Source organism: Oscillospiraceae bacterium (assembly GCA_009780275.1).
Taxonomy (GTDB): domain Bacteria; phylum Bacillota; class Clostridia; order Oscillospirales; family UBA929; genus WRAI01.
Genome location: WRAI01000031.1, coordinates 1 through 21,406, shown reverse-complemented (window position 1 = coordinate 21,406; position 21,406 = coordinate 1). Strand labels below are relative to the sequence as shown.

Annotated in this window: 22 protein-coding genes, 1 tRNA gene and 2 pseudogenes; 17 read left to right on the top strand and 8 right to left on the bottom strand. The window is 46.7% G+C overall.

The annotated features are described in order from the left end of the window. Positions 1 to 116: 116 nt before the first annotated feature. On the bottom strand, positions 117 to 1,178 hold the full coding sequence (locus tag FWE06_08900; protein MCL2547285.1) for a TIR domain-containing protein: 1,062 nt from the start codon (positions 1,176 to 1,178) through the stop codon (positions 117 to 119). Positions 1,179 to 1,413: 235 nt separating this feature from the next. Between FWE06_08900 and FWE06_08895 the strand changes: the two genes are divergently transcribed. The 17 genes and pseudogenes from FWE06_08895 to FWE06_08815 all read left to right on the top strand — a co-directional run bounded on the left by FWE06_08895 (position 1,414) and on the right by FWE06_08815 (position 15,909). Continuing rightward, the gene (locus FWE06_08895; protein MCL2547284.1) at positions 1,414 to 1,851 is read left to right on the top strand and encodes a MarR family transcriptional regulator; all 438 of its coding nucleotides are present in this window, start codon (positions 1,414 to 1,416) and stop codon (positions 1,849 to 1,851) included. Positions 1,852 to 1,872: 21 nt separating this feature from the next. After that, on the top strand, positions 1,873 to 2,832 hold the full coding sequence (locus FWE06_08890; protein ID MCL2547283.1) for a beta-ketoacyl-ACP synthase 3: 960 nt from the start codon (positions 1,873 to 1,875) through the stop codon (positions 2,830 to 2,832). A gap of 57 nt (positions 2,833 to 2,889) precedes the next feature. After that, positions 2,890 to 3,111, top strand: coding sequence for a phosphopantetheine-binding protein (locus FWE06_08885; GenBank protein ID MCL2547282.1), 222 nt, complete (start codon positions 2,890 to 2,892; stop codon positions 3,109 to 3,111). Continuing rightward, positions 3,108 to 4,049 carry an enoyl-[acyl-carrier-protein] reductase FabK gene (gene fabK, locus FWE06_08880; protein MCL2547281.1) on the top strand — a complete coding sequence of 314 codons (942 nt, stop codon included), beginning with the start codon at positions 3,108 to 3,110 and terminating at the stop codon, positions 4,047 to 4,049. Before FWE06_08885 ends, fabK begins: the two co-directional genes overlap by 4 nt. Continuing rightward, positions 4,040 to 4,891: an ACP S-malonyltransferase gene (locus FWE06_08875; GenBank protein ID MCL2547280.1), complete on the top strand. Its 852-nt coding sequence runs from the start codon at positions 4,040 to 4,042 to the stop codon at positions 4,889 to 4,891. The genes fabK and FWE06_08875 overlap by 10 nt, the downstream gene beginning before the upstream one ends. After that, positions 4,888 to 5,631: a 3-oxoacyl-[acyl-carrier-protein] reductase gene (gene fabG, locus FWE06_08870; protein MCL2547279.1), complete on the top strand. Its 744-nt coding sequence runs from the start codon at positions 4,888 to 4,890 to the stop codon at positions 5,629 to 5,631. Before FWE06_08875 ends, fabG begins: the two co-directional genes overlap by 4 nt. A gap of 58 nt (positions 5,632 to 5,689) precedes the next feature. Continuing rightward, complete coding sequence (gene fabF / locus FWE06_08865; protein MCL2547278.1) at positions 5,690 to 6,931, top strand: beta-ketoacyl-ACP synthase II; 1,242 nt, start codon at positions 5,690 to 5,692, stop codon at positions 6,929 to 6,931. A 26-nt stretch (positions 6,932 to 6,957) separates the two neighbouring features. Beyond that, the gene (accB, locus tag FWE06_08860) at positions 6,958 to 7,380 is read left to right on the top strand and encodes an acetyl-CoA carboxylase biotin carboxyl carrier protein (GenBank protein MCL2547277.1); all 423 of its coding nucleotides are present in this window, start codon (positions 6,958 to 6,960) and stop codon (positions 7,378 to 7,380) included. 9 nt (positions 7,381 to 7,389) lie between these two features. Beyond that, entirely contained in the window at positions 7,390 to 7,803 is a 414-nt protein-coding gene (locus FWE06_08855; protein MCL2547276.1) for a beta-hydroxyacyl-ACP dehydratase, read from the top strand. Between the two features lie 20 nt (positions 7,804 to 7,823). Beyond that, the gene (accC, locus tag FWE06_08850; GenBank protein MCL2547275.1) at positions 7,824 to 9,158 is read left to right on the top strand and encodes an acetyl-CoA carboxylase biotin carboxylase subunit; all 1,335 of its coding nucleotides are present in this window, start codon (positions 7,824 to 7,826) and stop codon (positions 9,156 to 9,158) included. Further along, the gene (gene accD, locus FWE06_08845; protein ID MCL2547274.1) at positions 9,155 to 9,997 is read left to right on the top strand and encodes an acetyl-CoA carboxylase, carboxyltransferase subunit beta; all 843 of its coding nucleotides are present in this window, start codon (positions 9,155 to 9,157) and stop codon (positions 9,995 to 9,997) included. The genes accC and accD overlap by 4 nt, the downstream gene beginning before the upstream one ends. Beyond that, on the top strand, positions 9,994 to 10,761 hold the full coding sequence (locus FWE06_08840; GenBank protein ID MCL2547273.1) for an acetyl-CoA carboxylase carboxyltransferase subunit alpha: 768 nt from the start codon (positions 9,994 to 9,996) through the stop codon (positions 10,759 to 10,761). Before accD ends, FWE06_08840 begins: the two co-directional genes overlap by 4 nt. Then, positions 10,758 to 11,582, top strand: coding sequence for a DegV family protein (locus tag FWE06_08835; protein MCL2547272.1), 825 nt, complete (start codon positions 10,758 to 10,760; stop codon positions 11,580 to 11,582). The genes FWE06_08840 and FWE06_08835 overlap by 4 nt, the downstream gene beginning before the upstream one ends. Further along, positions 11,583 to 12,872: an OFA family MFS transporter gene (locus tag FWE06_08830; GenBank protein ID MCL2547271.1), complete on the top strand. Its 1,290-nt coding sequence runs from the start codon at positions 11,583 to 11,585 to the stop codon at positions 12,870 to 12,872. 131 nt (positions 12,873 to 13,003) lie between these two features. Then, a complete protein-coding gene (locus tag FWE06_08825; protein ID MCL2547270.1) occupies positions 13,004 to 14,635 on the top strand; it encodes an AMP-binding protein in 1,632 nt (543 codons plus the stop codon). A gap of 172 nt (positions 14,636 to 14,807) precedes the next feature. Continuing rightward, positions 14,808 to 15,833, top strand: coding sequence for a hypothetical protein (locus FWE06_08820; GenBank protein MCL2547269.1), 1,026 nt, complete (start codon positions 14,808 to 14,810; stop codon positions 15,831 to 15,833). Further along, positions 15,826 to 15,909, top strand: a pseudogene (locus FWE06_08815) (class B sortase). Before FWE06_08820 ends, FWE06_08815 begins: the two are co-directional and overlap by 8 nt. Positions 15,910 to 15,969: 60 nt before the next feature. Here the strand turns inward: FWE06_08815 and FWE06_08810 are convergent. From FWE06_08810 to FWE06_08780, 7 genes and pseudogenes are all read right to left on the bottom strand, one after another. Beyond that, positions 15,970 to 16,053, bottom strand: a tRNA-Leu gene (locus FWE06_08810). 163 nt (positions 16,054 to 16,216) lie between these two features. Next, positions 16,217 to 16,436 (bottom strand): annotated as a pseudogene (locus tag FWE06_08805) (hypothetical protein). Continuing rightward, complete coding sequence (locus FWE06_08800) at positions 16,420 to 17,235, bottom strand: hypothetical protein (GenBank protein ID MCL2547268.1); 816 nt, start codon at positions 17,233 to 17,235, stop codon at positions 16,420 to 16,422. The pseudogene FWE06_08805 and the gene FWE06_08800 overlap by 17 nt, the downstream one beginning before the upstream one ends. 558 nt (positions 17,236 to 17,793) lie before the next feature. Further along, complete coding sequence (locus FWE06_08795; GenBank protein ID MCL2547267.1) at positions 17,794 to 18,288, bottom strand: GNAT family N-acetyltransferase; 495 nt, start codon at positions 18,286 to 18,288, stop codon at positions 17,794 to 17,796. 78 nt (positions 18,289 to 18,366) lie between these two features. Continuing rightward, positions 18,367 to 18,873, bottom strand: coding sequence for a hypothetical protein (locus FWE06_08790; GenBank protein ID MCL2547266.1), 507 nt, complete (start codon positions 18,871 to 18,873; stop codon positions 18,367 to 18,369). Between the two features lie 78 nt (positions 18,874 to 18,951). Continuing rightward, positions 18,952 to 19,482, bottom strand: coding sequence for a hypothetical protein (locus tag FWE06_08785; GenBank protein MCL2547265.1), 531 nt, complete (start codon positions 19,480 to 19,482; stop codon positions 18,952 to 18,954). 58 nt (positions 19,483 to 19,540) lie between these two features. Next, a complete protein-coding gene (locus FWE06_08780; GenBank protein MCL2547264.1) occupies positions 19,541 to 21,022 on the bottom strand; it encodes an AraC family transcriptional regulator in 1,482 nt (493 codons plus the stop codon). Positions 21,023 to 21,406 lie beyond the last annotated feature (384 nt).

Sequence of the window (21,406 nt, the reverse complement as noted above, 5' to 3'; positions counted from 1 at the left end):
TCCTTTTCTGATAGGTTTGATTTATGCATATTATATGCCTGACTTTTGACTTTTCCAAGGTGTTTTTGTTAAGATAAAAAGAAAGCACTGCCAAAATTGCTCGGCAGTGTCTGGTGTCATTCCTTAAAAAGTTCTTTTATGCGCCTGACTACTTCTGTATACACTTCATGGCGTTTAGCCTGTTGACACTTATCAAGAGGCTTTTTTAAATCTTTTATAACAGATTGGAACTGTAATATGCCTTTATCTTCAAGGTAACAAGTGCTAACAGGCAGCCACAAGATGGTCGCACCGTCTTTTTCCGCCGCTTCCAAAATTGTGGGGAGCTCCTTTTGCCATATATAGTCAGACGCAAAGAAATTTGCCGAAACGAGCAAAATGGCAACTTTTGTTTTTGCAAGTGCTTCCTTTATTTTCGCCTCCCATTTTTCACCGGATTTTATTTTGGTGTCATCCCACCAAACAATATTGGCAGCGTTTTCCAATGAATTTAAGTGCGGCTGCAACCCCTGCAAAAACTTAATATCTTTACGCGCATAGCTGACAAATATTTCTGTTCGCTGTGCTTTGCGCGCCTCTTCGCGCTTGTTGCCGATTTCCGCTAGATGAGCTTCGATTTTTTCGATATTAGCTTTAATATTCACTATATCTGTTTCTTTTGCCGGGTCAAATTGATATTTGCTATCAGCCAACGCTTGTTTAAAGTGTTCTAGGGCCTTTTCCCAATCCTGCTCTACACCCACTCCTTCTAAATATAACTGGCCTAAGTTTTTGGAAGCAGCCCAATGGCCTTGTGTTGCGGATAATCTAGATAATCGCAATGCCTCTTGATAATTCTTTGTTGTACCATAGCCGTATTCATAGCAAATAGCTAAATTATATTGTGCCATGGCCTCTCCTTGTTCTGCTGAAAGCGCATACCATTTCACGGCTTTTTCAAAGTCTTTTTCGCCGCCATAGCCTAAACTGAAAAGATATCCTAAATTGCATTGCGCACTGGCGTGTCCTTTTTGAGCAGCAAGTAGATACCATTTCCTGGCCTCTGCATAGTTTTCCCCGATGCCGCCATAGCCGCGGTCATAGCATTGACCAACTTGAAATTGAAACTCAGGGTCATTATTTTGGGTTTTTTCTTTGAGAAGTTCTGCAAAATCTGCATCGCTTATCTTAGCACTCATAATTATGTATCTCAACCTCCTGCTGACTTATATTTCATATTATCATAATTTTCGACAAAAGTCAAAATTTATAACAACTATATTGCAACCAACCAAACTATTTTTTTGTCTACCATATATGAGAGGATTAAAATAATCGTACTCGCCAAGAAGTTCTTGACATATATTTCGGAGTATGCTATCATACGAATCATTAGTTAGTATAACTAATGATTAGCGGAAGAACGGGGCGGCTATGAACGAGTTTGAAACCAGCTTAAATGATATGCTTGTCGATACTTACAACAAGATTACGCAATATGAAGAAACTTCGCTGAAAGAGGTGCTGAATGCGCCTGTCACCATCACGCAGATACATATGATTGAGGCAATTGGTAAGTTAGAGAATGAAGAGGCAACAGTTAGCAAAATTGCCGCATCGCTTGATATTGCGCCGCCTACGGCGACAGTGCTGGTTAAGAAACTCGAAGAAAAAGGGTTTGTGCAAAAGGTGCCCTGCGATAAAGACGGACGCCAAATTAAAATCCGTCTTACTAGGGACGGGGAGCGTATAAATCGTGCGCATCGTGTTTTTCATCAGCGCATGATACGGAATATCAGCCGGCAGTTTGCGCCTGAGGAACAGGCGGTTTTGCTTAAACTCTTAAAGGGCCTGAATGGCTTCTTCTCGTAAATAACATCGGAGGAGTTCTACATGAGCTTGAAAATTATTGGCATGGGCAAAAGCATACCGCGCCGTCGTGTGACAAATGATGACATTGCCTCTTTTGTGGATACCAGCAATGAATGGATTGTCTCGCGAACCGGCATTGAAGCTCGCCATGTTTGTACTGATGAAATGTTGACAGATTTAGCCGTTATAGCCGCTAAACAAGCCATTGCGTCTGCCGGACTTGTGGCGGATGATGTTGATATGATTGTCGGTGCAACGTTAGGCGGTGATTACCGAACGCCGTCGCTGGCAAGTTGTGTCAGTGAACAGCTTAATGCCAAAGCACCCGCTTTTGATATCAATGCTGCCTGTACAGGGTTCATTTACGCACTGGATGTTGCTGCTGGCTTTTTGGCAACAGGGCGGGCAAAGAATATCCTCATCATCTGTGCCGAGCAACTCAGTGCTTGCCTTGATTGGAGTGATCGCAATACCTGCATTTTATTTGGTGACGGAGCGGCAGCCTGTGTTGTTACGCATGGCGACAGCCTGCAATACATAAACCTCTCACCCTTAAACGGCAACGCCGAGGTGCTGCATATGGCTGCTAGCACAAATGCAAGCCCGTTTATAAACAGTCCGCGAGACAATGGCTGCATTTATATGCAAGGCCAAGAAGTTTTTAAGTTTGCCGTTAATGCCGTTGAGAATGAGTTAACGCAAGCTTTGGGTGCGCTGAAAATCTCGGCCGATGAGATTGACTACTTCGTTTTGCATCAAGCAAACAAACGGATTATCGACTCGGCACGGCTAAAAGTCAAGCAACCCAAGGAAAAATTTCCGCTCAATATTGATAAGTACGGCAACATATCATCGGTATCGGTGCCGCTGCTGTTATGCGAAATGCTCGAAGAGGAAAAACTAAACGCCGGAGATAAGCTGTTCTTAGCAGCTTTCGGTGCGGGAATGACCGCCGGAAGCGCTGTTTTAGAGTGGGTGTAGACCTGTTCGAAACATACTCTTTTATAATATAAACACAATTAATTGGAGGACACCACCATGTTAGACAAAATTACCACAATTCTGCGCGAGTACAAAGACGATGATAGCTTGACCGTCACAGAAACTACGACATTCGAATCACTAGAACTTGACTCTCTCGATCTTGTCGAGTTGGTCATGTCATTGGAGGAAACTTTCTCAGTTACCATTGAAATGAGTGAGAGTATTAAAACGGTCGGCAACTTGATGGCGACCATTCAAGCGGTGCAAACACAATGAAATCGTCGCTTTGTGACATATTAGGGATAGAGTACCCCATTTTCCAAGGCGGTATGGCTTGGGTTAGTGATGCATGTTTGGCAGCGGCTGTTTCCAACGCCGGCGGGCTTGGGCTTATCGCCGCAGGCGGTGCGCCGGCTGCTTGGGTCAAAAGCGAGATACACAAGGCAAAATCGCTGACAAGCAAGCCGTTCGGCGTCAATATTATGCTGATGAGCCCGCATGCCGATGAGATTGCGCAAGTTGTTGCCGATGAACAGGTGGCCGTTGTTACGACGGGCGCAGGCAATCCATCCAAGTATATGAAACTGTGGAGTCAAGCCGGTGTAAAAGTAATTCCCGTTGTGCCATCAACCGGGTTGGCAAAGTTGGCGGCTCGTTGCGGTGCAACAGCTGTCATTGCCGAAGGCGGAGAGTCGGGTGGGCACATCGGTGAAATTACTACCATGGCACTTGTGCCGCAGGTGTGCGATGCTGTCGACATTCCCGTGATTGCTGCGGGGGGTATCGGTGATGGTCGCGGTATGGCTGCGGCATTGATGCTAGGTGCTTGTGGCGTGCAGATCGGTACGCGGTTTTTGACGGCGTATGAGTGTAGCATTCATCAAAATTACAAAAACAAAGTGCTTTCCGCCAAAGATATTGATACCATTGCAACAGGCAAACGTTTAGGGCATCCCGTACGCTCTATAAAAACACCGTTTTCGCGCGAATTGTTTGGAAAAGAGTATGATAGCAGCATTTCCAACGAGGAGTTGGAGGAGTTGGGTTCGGGTTCGTTAAAATTGGCGGCTGTTGATGGCGACTTGCAAAAAGGCACATTCATGGCGGGTCAAATATCAGGAATGCTCAACAAAGAGCAATCGGCGCGCGAGATTATTGTTGAGATGATGGCTGAGGTCGAGCAAGTCTTGGAGGGCGCACAAAAATGGCTGTAAGTTTTGTTTTTGCTGGCCAAGGCGCACAAGCCGTTGGTATGGGCAAGTCGTTATATGTCGCGTTACCCAAGGTCAAGGCGTTGTTTGATATGGCAGAAGCCAAGCAGCCGGGATTGCTCGATATCATGTTCAACGGCGCGAAAGAGCAGCTTGACATGACTATCAACACACAGCCGGCGATGTTTTTGGTGGGTTTGGCATGTGCTTATGCGCAAGAGGCACAAGGTATTTATGCTACCGGCGTTGCCGGTTTCTCACTTGGTGAAATCTCCGCGTTGTGCTACGCGGGGTGGCTGGATGAATCGCAGGCCTTTGATTTGGTCCGCAAACGTGCGGAATTTATGCAATCCTGCGCCGAGAAAAATCCCGGCAATATGTTCGCTGTGTTAAAATTGCCGAACGAGCAGATTGAAACAATCTGTGCCGAAGTCGGCGAGGCATGGGCCGTCAACTACAACTGTCCGGGGCAGACGGTTGTTGCCTGTGCGGTTGAGTCGGTGAACGCGTTGGCCGAAGCTGTGACGGCGGCAGGCGGACGGGCAATGAAACTGCCTGTCAGCGGTGCTTTCCATAGCCCATTTATGACAGAGGCGAGTGAGAAAATGGCACAATATTTGGAAAGCGTGACGTTCAACACGCCGAAACTACCGCTCTACGCCAACGCAACAGCGCAGATTTATGATGATCCAAAAGCACTATTGGCACGGCAAATCAATTCACCAGTGTTATGGCAAAAGACGGTTGAAACGATGCTTGACGACGGGTTTGACACATTCGTTGAAGTTGGGCCTGGTAAGGTGCTGACGGGGCTGATTGCCAAAATTAAGGAGAAACAAGCATGAGTTTATCGAATAAAACAGCCATTATTACGGGTGCATCGCGCGGCATTGGCAAGGCCATTGCGCTTGAATTGGCGCGGCAAGGCGCAAATGTCGCAATTCTCTATGCGGGAAACGCTGAAGCTGCCGAGCAAGTTTGCATCGAAGCGCGAACGCATGGCGTAAAGGCCCAAAGTTATGCTTGCAATGTTGCCGATTTTTCTCAATCAAAAGAAGTTTGTGACAAAATTTTGACCGATTTTGGTGGCATTGATATTCTCATCAACAATGCGGGAATTACTAAAGACAGCTTGTTGTTGCGCATGGATGAAGACAGCTTTGACCAAGTTATCGACGTCAACCTTAAAGGCGCGTTTAACTTTATCAAACACACGTCGCGTATGTTAATGAAGTCATCGTGCGGGCGCATTGTCAACGTCAGTTCGGTCAGCGGGTTGATGGGCAACGTCGGACAGGCAAACTATTCAGCCGCTAAATCCGGACTCATCGGACTGACCAAAACGGTCGCCAAAGAGCTGGCGGGACGTAATGTGACCTGCAACGCCATCGCGCCCGGGTTTATTGAAACTGATATGACTGCCAACTTACCAAATGCAGTGCATGAGTATATAGACACTAGCGTCCCGCTCAAGCGTATGGGTAAGGCTGAGGAAGTTGCGGCGTTGGTCGCCTTCTTAGTTTCTGACGCTGCCGCGTATATCACGGGTGAGGTGATCCGTGTCGATGGAGGTATGTGTATGTAGACAAGAAGTGCCGCGCAGACGTCGTATATGAGGCGTGACATTTTAAGGAGGGGTTCAAATGAAACGAGTTGTTATTACAGGATTGGGCTGTATCTCGCCCGTTGGCAATGATGTTGAAACTGTTTGGCAAAACTTAATTGCAGGGAAGCATGGTATCGGCACCATTACCAAATTCGATTGCTCAAACCTTAAAGTCAATATTGCCGCTGAGGTCAAAGATTTTGAGCCTGAACGGTATATTAACAAGAGTGAAATTCGCCGAACTGACGTCTATGCACAATACGCATTGGCTGCAGCTAAACAGGCTGTTGAGGAAAGCGGTCTTGATGTTGAGGGTGCCATTGAGCCAAGCCGCTTTGGCGTTTATGTCGGTTCGGGAATAGGCGGCATTTCTACTTTTGTGACTGAGTGCAATAAGCTGGCCGAGAAAGGTCCGGCGCGTATATCGCCGTTTTTTATTCCGATGATGATTGGAAATATGGCGTCGGGGTTGATTGCCATCAAATATAAGGCAGAAGGCGTTAATTTACCCATCGTTACTGCTTGTGCGACAAGCACACACGCCATCGGCGAGGCATTCCGCAGCATTAAGTGTGGGCAGGCCGATGCTATTATTGCCGGCGGCGCTGAGGCGAGCATCAACGCATTGTCTATGGCAGGATTCACAAACTGTATGGCGCTGTCAACGCGCAACGACCCAGACAGCAGCTCGATTCCATTTGATGCGCGGCGTGATGGATTTGTAATGGGTGAGGGTGCTGGAATTGTTGTGTTAGAAGAATACGAACATGCTAAAGCACGCGGTGCGCATATCTATTGCGAGATTGCTGGCTATGGAAATACCTGCGACGCGTTCCACGTCACTGCGCCCCATCCCGAGGCAGCGGGGAGCAGCCGAGCAATTCGTTTGGCAATGGAAGAGGCGGTACTGCAAACCGATGAACAGCTCTACATCAATCCACATGGCACATCAACGCCGCTCAACGATAAAGTTGAAACGCTGGCAATTAAAATAGCATTTGGTGAAGAAGATGCTCGTAAGGTTGCCATCAGTGCGACCAAGTCGATGGTGGGACATATGTTGGGTGCGGCGGGCGCGATTGAGGCGATTGTCACGGCTAAAACGCTGCAAACCGGTATCATTCACCCCACCGTTGGTTATCAAGAACCAGACCCCGAGTGTGATCTCGATTACGTACCTAATGTTGCCCGTGAGCAAAACGTGACCCAGGCGCTGTCACTGTCATTGGGCTTTGGCGGACATAATGCGGCCATCGCTTTTAAAGCGATGGATAAATAGAATGCAGGAATAGGGAGGGATTTATTATGAATATTGAACACATCAAGCAATTGGCCGAAATTTTGGACAGACATGGATTAACCAGCGTCGAAGTGGAAGAGGACAAAACCAAAATCAAATTGGAAAAGACGGGCGGATATGTTGCTGCTATGTCGTTGCCGGAGGCACTGCCAGAGCTGGCTGTTGCCGATGCCACAACGCCTAATTACAGTGCGCTGAATGAAATTAAGTCGCCGTTGGTCGGCGTGTATTATTCTGCGGCATCGCCCGACGTTGAGCCGTTCCTCAAGGTAGGTACTAAGGTCAGCAAGGGCGACACAGTTTGTATTGTTGAGACCATGAAACTCATGAACGAAGTGACTGCCGACAAAGATGGCGAGGTCATCGATATTTGTGTTCAGAACGGCGATGTTGTCGAGTTCGGGCAAGTGCTGTTTAAATTGGCATAGGTGACAGTTATGCTCAAACGTAATGACATTGAAAAAATCTTGCCGCATCGCGCTCCGATGTTGTTGATTGACGAGCTGGAGCGTGAGGGTGATGTTGCTATTGGACGCTATACCGTCAAAGGCGATGAGTTTTTTCTGCAAGGACACTTTCCCGGCAACCCCGTTGTGCCGGGCGTAATCCTCTGCGAGATGATGGCGCAGGCATCTTGTTTGCTTATAGAAGAAAAGGGTAGCTTTACGCCTTACTTTACCGGCATCAATAAGGTTAAATTTCGTGGCAAAGTTTTGTCTGGCGATACTATTGAGTTCAAAGGGCAACTCACGGCGAAAAAAGGGCCATTCTACTTTATCAAAAGCAGTGGCAGCGTTAGCGGAAAGGTTTGCGTCAACGGTGAGTTGTCTTTCGCCGTATCAAAGTATTAACAAAGGGAGGCCAAAGAAGTATGTTTCAAAAAATACTCATTGCCAATCGTGGCGAAATCGCCGTACGCGTTATTCGCGCTTGCCGTGAAATGGGTGTTTCAACGGTCGCTGTGTTCAGTGAGGCGGATAGAGAGGCTTTCCATGTCAGCTTGGCTGACGAAAGTTACTGCATTGGCAAAGCGCGGTCAAAAGACAGCTATCTTAACAAAGAAGCCGTCATTGCTGTTGCACTCGCAACAAAGGCTGAGGCCATTCACCCCGGCTACGGTTTTTTATCCGAAAATCAGGACTTTGCTGGAATGTGTGAAGAAAACGGCATCGTTTTCATTGGCCCTCGCGCTGAAACGATTGCCAAAATGGGTGACAAAGACATGGCGCGCAAGACTATGAAAGAAGCTGGTGTGCCTGTCATCCCGGGCTGTGATTTAGTAGAGAGTTTAGCTCATGCTGAGAAAGAGGCCGATGCCATAGGCTTTCCGCTGCTTATCAAAGCGCGTGCCGGTGGTGGTGGGCGTGGTATACGTCTTGTGCAGACAAAAGATGAACTCAAAGACGCCTACAATGAAGCTACCGCCGAAGCTACCGCCGCGTTTGGTGACGGTGGCGTGTATATGGAAAAGTATCTCAAGCCGGTCAAGCACATTGAAATGCAATTGCTTTGCGATACGTACGGCAATGCGGTGTGTCTTGGTGAGCGCGACTGCTCAACACAGCGCCGCAACCAAAAGTTGATTGAGGAATCACCCGCCATTGTTATGAGTCGTGAAGTGCGACAAAAGATGATAGACGCTACAATACAGGCTGGATTGGCGACCAACTACCGCGGGGCGGGAACGATTGAGTATCTCTATGACAATGATGGAAACTTTTATTTCATGGAGATGAATACGCGCTTGCAAGTTGAGCATCCGGTGACTGAAATGGTAACCTGGACAGATCTTGTCAAATGGCAAATCCGCGTTGCCGCTGGGCTTGAATTGAGTTTCAAGCAAGAGGATATTGAGTTCAATGGTCATGCCATTGAGTGCCGTATCAATGCCGAAAATCCATATCAAAATTTCAAGCCGTCGGGCGGTAAAGTGGAAACGCTTCACATCCCGGGCGGTCCGTGGGTGCGCTTCGATACGGCAATATATCAAGGATATACCGTGCCGCCTTTCTATGATTCGATGATTGGCAAGTTGATTGTCTATGCTCAGACGCGCGATGAAGCCATCCGCAAGATGAAGGCGGCGTTGTGTGAACTTGTCATTGAGGGTGTTACACACAATGCGAGCTTTCTCAACGACATACTGTCAGCCAAAGAGTTTGTCGATGGCAGTTACACGACTGACTTTTTAGGAGCGTACCTATGAATTTTAAGATTTTAAAGCCCAAAAACGCGTTGGAAGGACACGCTGAATTCATTGAGCAAGAAATTGCCGCAATCTGTAAGAAGTGCGAGCGGCAACTTACTGCCGACCAGTTAGAGGCCAATTTGTATACTTGCTTAGCTTGTCGCTACCACTTCAAAATGAACGCTCGCCAACGCATTCACATGATGGTCGATGCAGATAGTTTTATTGAGCATGATGCAGAGCTGTCGCCCAGCAATGTTCTTGGGTTTCCCGGGTATGATGAGAAATTGGCCGCCGCCAAGAGGCAGAGTGCTGAAAAGGATAGCGTTGTTTGTGGTGAATGTGCCATTGGCGGGTGTCGCGTTGTTTTGTTTGTCATGGAGCCAAATTTTATGATGGGGTCAATGGGCACGATTTGCGGCGAGAAGGTTACACGCGCTTTTGAGTTGGCGGCTGAACAGGGGCTTCCTGTTGTTGGTGTGACGGCCTCGGGCGGTGCGCGTATGCAAGAGGGTATTTTGTCGTTGATGCAGATGGCTAAAATTAGCGGCGCTGTTAAACGTCACAATGACGCGGGACTATTATTTCTTTGCTTGCTTACCGACCCGACAACCGGCGGGGTGACGGCCAGTTTTGCCATGGAGGCTGATGTTATTCTCGCTGAGCCTCAAGCACTTATTGGGTTTGCCGGTCCGCGTGTTATCGAGCAGACCATACGCAAAAAATTGCCTAATGGCTTCCAACGTGCAGAGTTTCAGCTTGAGCACGGCTTTGTTGATGCAATTGTTGAGCGTAAACGGCAGAAGAGAAGTATTGCTCGATTATTGCAGATGCATAAAAAGGAGGGAGTTGTATGACTGCGTATAAGAGAGTGCAGGCCGCACGTGCTAAAGACCGCTTTACTGCGCTGGATATAATCAATCAAGTCTTTACTGACTTTTTTGAGATGCACGGCGATCGTCGATATGCTGACGACAAAGCTATCGTGGCTGGGATTGCTGAACTGCAAGGCAAGCCTGTCACTGTCATCGGCATTGAAAAGGGGCATGACATTCGTGAGCGTAAGTTGCGGAATTTTGGTTCGGCGCATCCCGAGGGCTATCGTAAGGCACTTCGTCAAATGAAGTTGGCAGAGAAGTTCAACCGCCCTGTCGTCTGCCTGATTGATACTTCGGGCGCATATTGTGGCATTGGCCCCGAAGAGCGCGGGCAAGGGCAAGCCATTGCTGAGAATTTGATGGAAATGATGACGCTTAAGGTGCCGATTATTTCTGTTATTATTGGTGAGGGCGGATCGGGCGGCGCGCTGGCGTTGGGGGTCGGTAATGAGGTTTGGATGCTTGAAAACGCCATATATTCGGTTATTTCGCCCGAGGGATGTGCCAGCATTCTTTGGAAAGACCGTAACCGTGCGAAAGAAGCCAGTGAGTGTTTGAAATTGACGGCCGATGATTTGCTGCGTCTGAACATTATTGAACGTATTATTTTTGAAGATAGTCAATTAATTGACAACTTGCGCGATAATTTGGCGGACACACTTTGTGTCTATGGCAAAAAATCACCTGAAGAGCTGACAAGTCAGCGGTATGAGCGCTTTCGGGCTATAGGAGGTGGCATGTGAGAATTACTATTGTGACAGATACTAGTGCCTATATGAAGAAGGCAGATGCCGAGGCATTGGGGGTTACCGTTGTGCCGTTGAATTATACGGTCAACGGGCAGAAGTATACTGAGTCGTACAGTGACCATAACGGTGATTTTCAGCCTTTGCTTACACGTGGCGCGAATTGCGGGACATCGCAACCCAATATGGGGGTATTTTTGGGTTGCTTTGAGGAGGAACGGCGCAAGGGCAATCAGGTTCTCTGTATTACGATTAGTTCGCGGTGGAGCGGGACATATGGGGCGGCCTATGCCGCGGCCAAGACAATAGGGGACAAAAACATTGCTGTATTTGACAGTCGGTTGACGGCGGGCGGGTTGTATCTGTTGATTAAAGAGGCGAATGCGCTTGTGGCGAAAGGGGTTGCGTTGTCGTCAATTTTGAGGATGCTGCCGGAAATACGTGATAAAATTAGTATAATATTTTCGGTGAGCGATATGGCACCGCTGCGCAAGAGCGGGCGTATCGGGTTTGTGCGTATGAATGTCGGCACGATTTTGAACATTAAGCCGATTTTGCAGTGCCGAGATGGGGCTGTGGTCAGTGATGGAACGGCGCGCGGTAATACCGAGGCGATGAAGCGTTTGATGGCAAAGGTTACAGACACCACGCGGGAGGCTGTGGTCAGCTATGTCGGCGAAAATCAGTCGGCGTCGACACTGTATCACACCATCAAAGAGGCGCGCCCGAATCTGCCTGTTGCGTTGCAAAAAATCGGACCTGTGCTGGGTATCCATTTGGGGCTGAAAGTGTTGGCCTTGTCGGCGTTGGAGTCGTAGATGGCGCTTGTGAAACGAAAGGGCATTTATGCCATCATTGCCGCCGCTGCTATCCAGTTAATTATCGGCGTGGCCTATATTTGGAGCGTCTTTCAGACCGGCATTGCAGACAGTCTTTTCAACGGAAATCATGCCCAAGCCGGACTGACATTTTCGATTTTGCTGGCAGTTTTGAGTGTGACGACTATCTTTGGCGGCAAGTTGGCTGCCCGCTATGGCACGCGACGCGTCGTCTTTACCGGCGGCGTGATCCTCAGTATAGGCTTCTTGCTGGCGTCGTTTGTGACGGCAAGTGTGCCGTGGCTGTTGTGGTTGACATATGGCGTAATGGGCGGTATCGGCATGGGTTTTACGTATTCGACGACGATAGCTTGTGCACAGAAGTGGTATCCGCGGCGAAAAGGGCTTGTGACCGGCATTATTATCGCGGCTTTGGGCTTTGGCGGGGTGATTTTTACGCCATTGGTGGAGTATTTGATAGAGGTTTTCGGCGGGCGAGGTACATTGATTGACAACGTTTCCGTGCCGGGCGGAGAGCTGCCGACATTTGCCGTTTTGGCAGGTATCTTCTTGGTTGTCTGCTCGCTGGGCAGCATTTTTCTTATCAATCCGCCTGAAGAGGCTGATTCTAAACAGCCTGATTTAACCTCAAGTTTGCCTCAAAATGACTCGGTTTCTCTCGCAAAAGCAGGAGAGGCACCTCAATTTTCTCCTACGGAAATGCTGAAAACGCCGCACTTTTATTTGGTGACGTTTTCGATGTTTTTTGCCTGTATCGGCGGCTTGATGATGATAAATTTTGCCCGTCCGATTGCTGAGGGTCGGGGGTTGGGTGAGACGGCCATTGTCGCGGTGTTGTCCATTTCGATCTCAAACTCGGTGGGGCGCATTGTTTGGGGCTACATTAGCGATAAGTTGGGACGGTATAATACAATCATCATTTTGCTCGCGGGCAGCATGGTGCTTTCGTTACTTGTCAACATGGCGTCGGGCTATTTGGTGTTTGCTGTCATTGCTATGATCGGCTTCTTTTATGGCGGCATTCTGAGTAATTTTCCGTCGCTGTGCGCTGATTTGTTCGGCTCGAAGCATATGGCGACAAATTATGGGTTTGTCCTGCTGGGGTTTGGTGCGGGATCGATTATTGCCTCGCAGGTGGCGGGGTATTTCCGAAATTTAGCGACCGATAATATCAACCGCATGTTTCCGGCGTTCGCCGTGGCTTCGGGCACGGCTTTGTTAGGGCTTGTTTTAATTATTGTGTTGAAAGGGATGCGGCGGCCCGGGTGAAACGTCGCCTGCGGACGGGACGAGAGTTGGACACCGCCTTTCAAAAAGGGGGTTGGGTGGAAGTCTTGTTTTGATATAAACGGCAAGGGCATGGCTCTTGGCCTGTGGTGTAAAAAATTGGGGAGGTTTGTATGAAGCAGTTATCGACATTGACGGTTGGGCGATTGCTGGAAGAGACGGCGGAGAAGTTTCCGACGCGGCAGGCGGTTAAATACACCGAGGTCGATTACGACCAGACGTATTACAGGTTCAACGCTCATGTTGACCGTGTTGCCAAAGGGTTGATGGGCATGGGCTTTGAAAAGGGCGATCATGTGGCTGTTTGGGCGACGAATTATCCTGAGTGGCTGGTGCTTTTCTTTGCGACGGCGAAAATCGGCGTTGTGCTGGTGACGGTCAATACAAACTACAAAGAAAACGAATTGGAATACTTGCTCAAACAGTCAGACAGCAAGGCGTTGTTTCTTTGCGACGGGCTGAAAGACATTGACTGCGGCAAGATTATTTATTCGCTCTGTCCCGAATTGAAAACGGCTAAGAAAGGGCAGCTTGACAGCGTGCGTTTGCCTGTACTGCGCAGCGTGATTTGCTTTGACAGCAACGATTATCCGGGGATGTATCGGTGGAGCGAGATTGAATCATTCGGCGTTTTGGTTTCGCCGGAGGAATACCGGGCGCGTAAAGATAGCCTTTGCTGCAACGACGTTATCAATATGCAGTATACTTCGGGAACGACGGGGTTTCCCAAAGGCGTTATGCTGACGCACAAGAATATCGTCAACAACGGCATTTCGATTGGCGAATGTATGAAGTTTACGCAGGAAGATCGGCTTTGCATTCCTGTGCCGTTTTTTCATTGCTTTGGGTTGGTGCTTGGCATTTTGGCTTGCGTGGCGCACGGCAGCACGATGTTGCCGTTGCTGTGGTATGCACCAATGAAAGTCATGCGTTTGGTTGAGTATGAGCGTTGCACGGCATTGCACGGTGTGCCAACGATGTTTATCGGCATTTTGCAGCACCGTGATTTTGACAAGTACGATTTTTCTTCGCTGCGCACCGGCATTATGGCGGGGTCACCTTGTCCTGTCAAAGTGATGCAGGATGTGATTGATAAGATGCATATGCGCGATGTTACGATTGCGTACGGACAGACGGAGGCTTCGCCTGTTTGTACACAGACGACAACAGAAGATAGCATTGAAAACCGCGTCAACACGGTTGGTAAGGTGCTGCCGTTTATGGAAGCTAAGGTAGTCGATCCCGAGAGCGGTAAAGAAGTGGGCGTGGGTGAGTCGGGCGAGTTCTGTGTACGCGGATATAATGTCATGAAAGGCTATTACGATAATCACGAGGCGACAGCTGCGGCGATTGATGCTGAGGGCTGGTTGCATTCGGGTGATCTGGCGACAGTGGACGCGCAGGGGTATTATAAGATTACCGGGCGGATTAAGGACATGATTATCCGCGGCGGCGAGAATATTTTTCCCAAAGAGATCGAGGATTTAATTTATACACATCCGGCTGTCAAAGATGTGGCTGTTGTGGCGATTCCGTCGGAGAAGTACGGCGAGGAAGTTTGCGCGGTGATTATACGTAAAGAGGACGAAATGGCGACAGAGAGCGATATTCAAGAATTTGTCAACCGGAGCTTGGCCAAGCATAAGGTGCCGAGTCGTGTGCTGTTTGTTGATTGTTTTCCGCTGACGGCCAGCGGGAAAGTGCAGAAATTTATTTTGAGAGCGCGCGCTGTGGGAATGTTGTAGTTGTGGGCAAGAGAAAACCGCCCAGCTGTTATGGCTGGGCGGTTTGTTGTTGTTAACGAAAACCACTATTTATTGCGTTAAATTGATTTATATGGTACAATCAACTAAATTGTGCTACTTCGCTTCTGCGCGAAGCAACACAGCAAGACAAAATAAATTGGGAGGCTGTGAAATGATGAAGAAAATAATGCACGGAATCAAACTATTGTTAATGTGTGGTGTGTTACTTACGCCAATGTACAATATCACAATTGCTGACGCAAATACCACTGGACGACTAACCTATGGCGATGACTTTGGGGCACGATATGTAGAAGCAGTTGCGCTTCCAGTCTTTGAACCGGGTCTTGTCGTTGTTAACTCACAAGCCGAACTGGCGCGTTTTCAACTTCCCTCTGATGTTATAGGTGTTTATACAGGAGCTTTCTTTGATACACGCTATCTTGTGGTTGTTTCGCGTAGTGAGTCGAGTATATCAATGCGGCATCGCGTGCATTACATCAATACAGATGGTACAATTATTATTGATAAGTTGACAGGGAGTGACGGTTTCCTTCCTACGCCGGGTCAGTTCCACATTATTATTGATGTGTGCCGCAGATTCCAACCCGAACAATTCACAACGCAAATTACAACTATCCATGAAAGCCCACTTATAATTAGTGCATTCCGCCCACATACATTTTCCGCGGCAATAGTGGGGTACGGAGAGCAAGTTCCTCATAGCGTAGAGCTTTGGACATTGGGTGAACAGCCAATCGGCGAACTAACAATCTCCCTATCCGGCAGGAATGCAGACAGCTTCGTGCTTGATAGAACAACAATCCCCAGCTTAGACGTGAACGAAACAGCGGTTTTCACCATCGTGCCGCGAACAGGCCTACCTGTTGGCCCACATATGGCAACCGTAACAATTGAGGGCGATGACTTAGAACAACCGTGGACATTTTTAGTGCGCTTTGTGGTGGAATCTGATATTGTTGAGCCTGATCCTACCCCAACTCCTATCCAAACGCCCACACCGCAGACAACTACGCCAACAGTTGCACCAACAACCACCCCGCCTGGCACCGGCAATCCGCCTACAAGCGACAATTCCAGCGGCTACATGTTCTTCTTACTCGGAGGGCTGGCTTTGATTGCGTTGTTATTCACTACACCTAAGTTGATTCGCAAAGGAAACAATAGCTTACGGTGATAGGTTGATTACACTGTCTACTTGTGAGTATTCGCGGCCGAATAACAGGCTGGTTGTTGTGGCTCGGAAAGTATAAAGTTTAATTGAAAACAAAAAAGAGAATTAAAAGACATAAATCTCTTAATTCTCTCCGTAGTGGTGCGGTTGGCGGGACTTGAACCCGCACGTCTTTCAACACACGCCCCTCAAGCGTGCGTGTCTACCATTCCACCACAACCGCATTCTATGGAAAACAACAGAAGTCATTATACCTTGTGTTTCACAACTTGTCAAGCCTTTATGCACAAACGGCTTCTTTGCCTAGCGCCCAAAACACCGAGGTGCCAACCCCTCACTTTGTGCTATAAAACACACGCACTCAAGTGTCATTGTACGCAGTCGGACTACTTCATTTGTAAAAATTCTGCCGCCGTCATGATGAGCGGATTATCAAGCCCCGACTGTAAAAAATCTTTATCGTCTGTCAGCAAAATATCAGCCTCGGCATTGAGTGCCGCCCGAAGTATAGGGCGGGTCAACCGCCTTTTTGAACGCTTGAAATGGTGCGCCGTTTTGCGAATAGATAGCCGAGAAAAGGACGTTAGTGTCAATCAGCACTCGCATTTGTCGCCTTTCTTTCCGCATCATCATCTTGATTATCACCGCCACCTTGTTCATCTTGCAAATGCCTATTTCTGCTGCGACGATTACCACGTGTCATGCGTTGCTCCCAGTCAGGGTTATCGTTCTGCCAGTGCTCCCAATGTTCCTCGAAAGCACCTTCACCAAATTCGCTAATGATAGCTTTGACGGAAACATCAGTAAAGGCATCAGTTGTTTCGAAAGGATCGTCTAGATCAAGTAACGACTGCTCGGTATTTAGCAGGCCAACAAAATTACTATATCCCTCCAACTCGACAACCAAATCCACAACGGTAAAGAGGTAAGTGCCGCTAACCTCTAATGGGGCAATATTGTGCTCAATGGGGATATAGTAAACACCATCCCAATTATGCGCACCTGCTTCACGGATTAGTGCCAACTGTTCTTGCTCACGATATCCCTTAATACCACCAGAAACCCGGATGCGCATAACCTCTCTGCCCGCTCCTTTATACGCAGTAATAACCCTTACATCATATGTCGTGCCAAGTCTTAACAGACCTTTTTCGCAATCAGGCGTAGGTGCTCTGCCAGTTTCAGAATTAATTACAGCAAATGAAATCGACATGACTTCGCCGACAAAAACATGGTCAGCAACATTAACCAGCTCCTCGGTCTCTGTAAAAATTGGCGCATCGCTGTGTATATAAACATACTCTACCGGGGTAATGGTATCATCCAATTCTACGTTGGGCGTAGGACTGCTGCAGGCAACAACAAAAAACAGCATAGCAAATAAAGAAACGATTAGTTTTTTCATATTATGTTTTTCCTTTCTTTCAGATAAAATAGTCTAAGCAACGCCATATATCAAGCGAACATTTCGGGTATCAAAAACAGTATGTCGTGTAACAGTATTGCGCTGTCGACTATGTGACATGAGTGTAGAATTCGCAGCAATTCCTGGTGGATTATCTCCTAACCCCAATATATGCCCCACTTCGTGTGCTGCAACGCTTCGAGCCACGTTCAAAGCCGACCTGGCAGTTCCTCTGACATGGTCATTTATGCTGGCAGTATATATTCGAGATACACTCCGTGTAATCACATGAGAGGCAGGAGCATTATCGCGCCATGCAGTAATTGCACCAAGGCGAGTTGGATTTTCAGCATCTCTGTTACGGACTTCGAAACTGTGCGGCGTTTCGAGCCATGCCGTCGACTTTTGCGATAGCAAAACGTCAGAGGCCAGGCGAGAAATAACGGCGCGTTTTCACGAGGAGGGCAAGGCATATCGTTCCTGATGGCACTGTGTTGGTGTTCAAAATGTGCCTACTTACGGCGTAGGTCGGGATTTAGTCGTTAGTATGTCGAGTGCTTATTTTGTACATAAATCCAATCTGTAATATATATCTTGCTTTTGTTCTATTTGCCACGGCTCTAACTTAGAAATATCTAACCTCATAAATCCAACACTCTCATACATTTTTTGAGCAGGAGTTAAGCCACTACTAGTAGATACATAAAACTTTTTCGTGCCTTTTTGCGCAAACCTATTGATTGCTTCTTGAAGCTGCAATTTTCCGTATCCTTTTCCCTTGTGTTTTGTAATGATACAATTATCGCCAACGATTGCATATTCGGGCATATTTCGTGGGTCGCACATTACAAAGCCAATAATTTCATCGCCTAATGTTGATATAAAACCACAATAATCTGCGATGTCTGGATTATCAAAGAAAAATTCGTCATCATCGAGCCATTTCTCTTTGTATGTCGCTACAATATTGTTATCAAAGGAATAGGCATCTGATAATAATTCTGTAAATATTCCTTTTTTGAAATCACTCACTTTATTAAATGTAATGTCCATATTTTGTGCCTCTCATTACTCGCGAAATATAAAGTTTGTTTGATATGGATTGCCGAGCTATTAGCACGGCGGTTATGCTTATTCGCTACATTGAGCATCGTCAATAACGTGTTTCAATAAACTCATGAGGCTTTTGGCATTTTCAAGAGTTTCACTATTTGGCTTCCAAAAATGAAACACATTGCAACAAACATTATCGTGTTCCTCGCCAAAAACCATTCTAACTGTCGGCTCTATTTCACAGCCACCACACTTAAAACATTTTTTTACGTTTCCACGAGCAAACCCTTTCAAGTTTTCGCTGATTGGAAATTTATCACTTTCAATTACATCTAATTCTCCCGGCCAACAACAGAACATCAAATTATCGCCATTATCATCATTCCAACACACGACAAGACAAAAAAACTTACCCCTGTAACTTGATATGTAATGAAAAGGATGCTCCGTCGATTCAGGCGTAATCCCAATTTCAAGTAAGTGCGTGACAAAATCCATTGCGGTGTTAAGGTTCTCGTCACTAAGGATATTTTTGAGGTCATCGTTGATTTTTGTAATTGTATCTTTGTGGTTATTTTCTGACATTTATTAAATCCTCTATTCGTAAAATATAAATTTGATTGATATTGATAGCCGAGCAGTTGCACGGCGATTTTGCTTATATTAAACCGCTAAATCGGCAATAAAATCCTTTACTATCAAAACATATTCTTTTGCATACGCAAGCGTCTTGCCGTTGGGATTTTTTATAACAAGAGGAAAGCAACCGCATATAGCCTTAAAGTTTTTGTCTAAAACCTTTATATCCGACCACCCTTTACACCTTCCCTCTTTTTTATTGCAACCATACGGGGGATTGATGTTGTTCCAAATAAATTCTTTTAGTCCGTCATCCGTTATGTTTCCCTCATAGTGTAAAAGCCATTCTTGCCTCGTGAAATGGTCGCAATATATGCCCCAAAAATTCTCCTTGTCGGATGGTCGCGGCACCCAATTCAATTTGATTTGGCAAACTTTTTTATTTTTATATTTGATGACCCATGAATCAGTTGTATACCAACGTGGTGTCAACTTGTTTGCTTTTAGAAATACGAGAAAATCCAATACGTTTTCTAATTTATCTTCACTTAAAAGTCCCTCGGCAATATCTTGCACTTTTGGTTTTAATTCTTTCTGTGTACGATATTCTGACATTCCCAACCCCCGTAAATATAAAATTTTGATATTGCCGTGCCGCTGTGCAGCGGTCTGCTCAATCTACGCGCGGTTCTCCCACGCTGAACATATACCCATAGCGGTATTTCCCTTGTGCCGGGAGCCCGTTTGTGAAAACCACGGCGTGCCAATATGCCTGTGGGAATGGGATATTGACGTTGTTGCCCAGTATTTGGTCACGAGTTAAGGAATAGGCATCTTCGGGGCCATGTATAAGGTCGCCGCTGAATTTCTCGCTGCTATAAATAGCGTATGCAGCCTTTTCGGTTAAAACGTCAAAATAATCGTACCCCTCCGGCACGGGGGTGTCCGCTTTGAAAAACCGACCTATGAGGATGTGCATTTCTTCATGATTAGTTCCGTTGTGATGTATCAAGACACAATTATCGTTTATTTTTGTCGCCGAATATTCTTGTGCCAACGAATCCATGACAGAAAGAAATTCCCCGCCGTCAATCAAGAGTTCAGCCGTACCTTTTTTCGTGCGAATTTCATCAAGTCCAATAAAACGAACTTTACCCAATTCGATGTACTCAAACTTTTCCCGGGTCAATCCTCGTGCGTCAAGGCTATCTTTTACTGTTTGGGGCATGAACAACGCCCACTGTACCCCTGCATCCAAGTCTTTCAAGTGATTGACATATCCAAACAAGTCTACTTTATCGTTGCCGTAAGGGCCGGTTTTACCGCCTGCTATTTTTTCACGAATACCGCGCTCCCGCATTTTAGAAAAATCGGCAAACACCGTTGATACGGTATCACACAACCAATCAGGTTCATCTACTGCACCCGACAGTCCTTCATCAAATTTGTCTAACGCATTAAAAATCGCATCATTGACCACGCCGGACGGTTCAATTTCTTTTAAGTACGCACGAAGTTTGGCATTCTCCTCTTTAAGACGAGCGAATACGCCTTGCAGTAAAATCTGTTCATTTTCCGCGAGTTTGTCATCACCCCATTGCGAGTCGTCTAAAATCCATTCGGTCATCGCGTCAAATACGCTCGGATTTTGCCCTCTTGCCTTTTGCGCCCAGTTCACGAGCCTGTTATATACTTCTGCACCCGCTGTTTTTTCGTTCTTTTGCCCGTCAATTTCACTCCAATTGACCAGCACCATATCGTCAATAAATTTCCCTGCCATGTAAAATCCTCCTTGAATATTGATGTCGATAGTCAGATGATAAAACAACTGAACTTGTCCCCGCTGTACTTTCGATGGCGGCACGCCATGAAAACGAGCGAACGCTTTTGAAAAACTTTCTGATGTATCATATTGATACTTCATAGCCACATCAATTACTTTACTGTTTGGTTGCAATAAATCTTGTGCGGCAGAGCTTAGCCGTCTATTGCGAATGTATTCGCCCACAGTCATACCTGTTACCAGATGAAACATAAGTTGAAAATGAGAGCTTGACGTGTATGATTGGTTCGCTATTTCGTTTATATTGATTTCATCTGTTAAATGTTTTTCAATATATTGTAGTGCTTTTTCCAAGCATTGTATCCAGTTCATAGCTTCCTCCTCCTTTCAAGGAGTATTATACAATAGCATAACCACGCAAATCATGTCTTAAAATATGATGATTTGTCCGATTATAAAAAATCCGTGTTGCAATGAACACGGCTCAAAATATAAATTTCACCGCCTACGCAAACGGCACAAACACTATGTAGAAAAGATTTCTACGCTAACATCATACTACAACTAATCTATATAATCAAGTAGCGGGGCGTTTGTTACGCCCCGCCTCTTTTTGCTTATTCGCTACCCTACTTTTCGCTGCCCCGCGCACTACGTACCCCTAATCACATCCAACGTCCGCACCATGGCCATGACCATCATCTGCGTTTGGAACTGCATTTGCGGAGAGAACAGATACACACCCGGCTGCGAGCT

Excerpts from the sequence above, each read along its gene's own strand:
- FWE06_08900 (MCL2547285.1), bottom strand. The coding sequence starts at position 1,178 with ATGAGTGCTAAGATAAGCGATGCAGATTTTGCAGAACTTCTCAAAGAA.
- FWE06_08875 (MCL2547280.1), top strand. The coding sequence starts at position 4,040 with ATGGCTGTAAGTTTTGTTTTTGCTGGCCAAGGCGCACAAGCCGTTGGT.
- accB (MCL2547277.1), top strand. The coding sequence starts at position 6,958 with ATGAATATTGAACACATCAAGCAATTGGCCGAAATTTTGGACAGACAT.
- accD (MCL2547274.1), top strand. The coding sequence starts at position 9,155 with ATGAATTTTAAGATTTTAAAGCCCAAAAACGCGTTGGAAGGACACGCT.
- FWE06_08885 (MCL2547282.1), top strand. The coding sequence starts at position 2,890 with ATGTTAGACAAAATTACCACAATTCTGCGCGAGTACAAAGACGATGAT.
- fabG (MCL2547279.1), top strand. The coding sequence starts at position 4,888 with ATGAGTTTATCGAATAAAACAGCCATTATTACGGGTGCATCGCGCGGC.
- FWE06_08800 (MCL2547268.1), bottom strand. The coding sequence starts at position 17,235 with ATGAAAAAACTAATCGTTTCTTTATTTGCTATGCTGTTTTTTGTTGTT.
- FWE06_08785 (MCL2547265.1), bottom strand. The coding sequence starts at position 19,482 with ATGTCAGAATATCGTACACAGAAAGAATTAAAACCAAAAGTGCAAGAT.
- FWE06_08780 (MCL2547264.1), bottom strand. The coding sequence starts at position 21,022 with ATGAACTGGATACAATGCTTGGAAAAAGCACTACAATATATTGAAAAA.
- accC (MCL2547275.1), top strand. The coding sequence starts at position 7,824 with ATGTTTCAAAAAATACTCATTGCCAATCGTGGCGAAATCGCCGTACGC.
- FWE06_08895 (MCL2547284.1), top strand. The coding sequence starts at position 1,414 with ATGAACGAGTTTGAAACCAGCTTAAATGATATGCTTGTCGATACTTAC.
- FWE06_08890 (MCL2547283.1), top strand. The coding sequence starts at position 1,873 with ATGAGCTTGAAAATTATTGGCATGGGCAAAAGCATACCGCGCCGTCGT.
- FWE06_08795 (MCL2547267.1), bottom strand. The coding sequence starts at position 18,288 with ATGGACATTACATTTAATAAAGTGAGTGATTTCAAAAAAGGAATATTT.
- FWE06_08830 (MCL2547271.1), top strand. The coding sequence starts at position 11,583 with ATGGCGCTTGTGAAACGAAAGGGCATTTATGCCATCATTGCCGCCGCT.
- FWE06_08840 (MCL2547273.1), top strand. The coding sequence starts at position 9,994 with ATGACTGCGTATAAGAGAGTGCAGGCCGCACGTGCTAAAGACCGCTTT.
- fabK (MCL2547281.1), top strand. The coding sequence starts at position 3,108 with ATGAAATCGTCGCTTTGTGACATATTAGGGATAGAGTACCCCATTTTC.
- fabF (MCL2547278.1), top strand. The coding sequence starts at position 5,690 with ATGAAACGAGTTGTTATTACAGGATTGGGCTGTATCTCGCCCGTTGGC.
- FWE06_08825 (MCL2547270.1), top strand. The coding sequence starts at position 13,004 with ATGAAGCAGTTATCGACATTGACGGTTGGGCGATTGCTGGAAGAGACG.
- FWE06_08790 (MCL2547266.1), bottom strand. The coding sequence starts at position 18,873 with ATGTCAGAAAATAACCACAAAGATACAATTACAAAAATCAACGATGAC.
- FWE06_08820 (MCL2547269.1), top strand. The coding sequence starts at position 14,808 with ATGATGAAGAAAATAATGCACGGAATCAAACTATTGTTAATGTGTGGT.
- FWE06_08855 (MCL2547276.1), top strand. The coding sequence starts at position 7,390 with ATGCTCAAACGTAATGACATTGAAAAAATCTTGCCGCATCGCGCTCCG.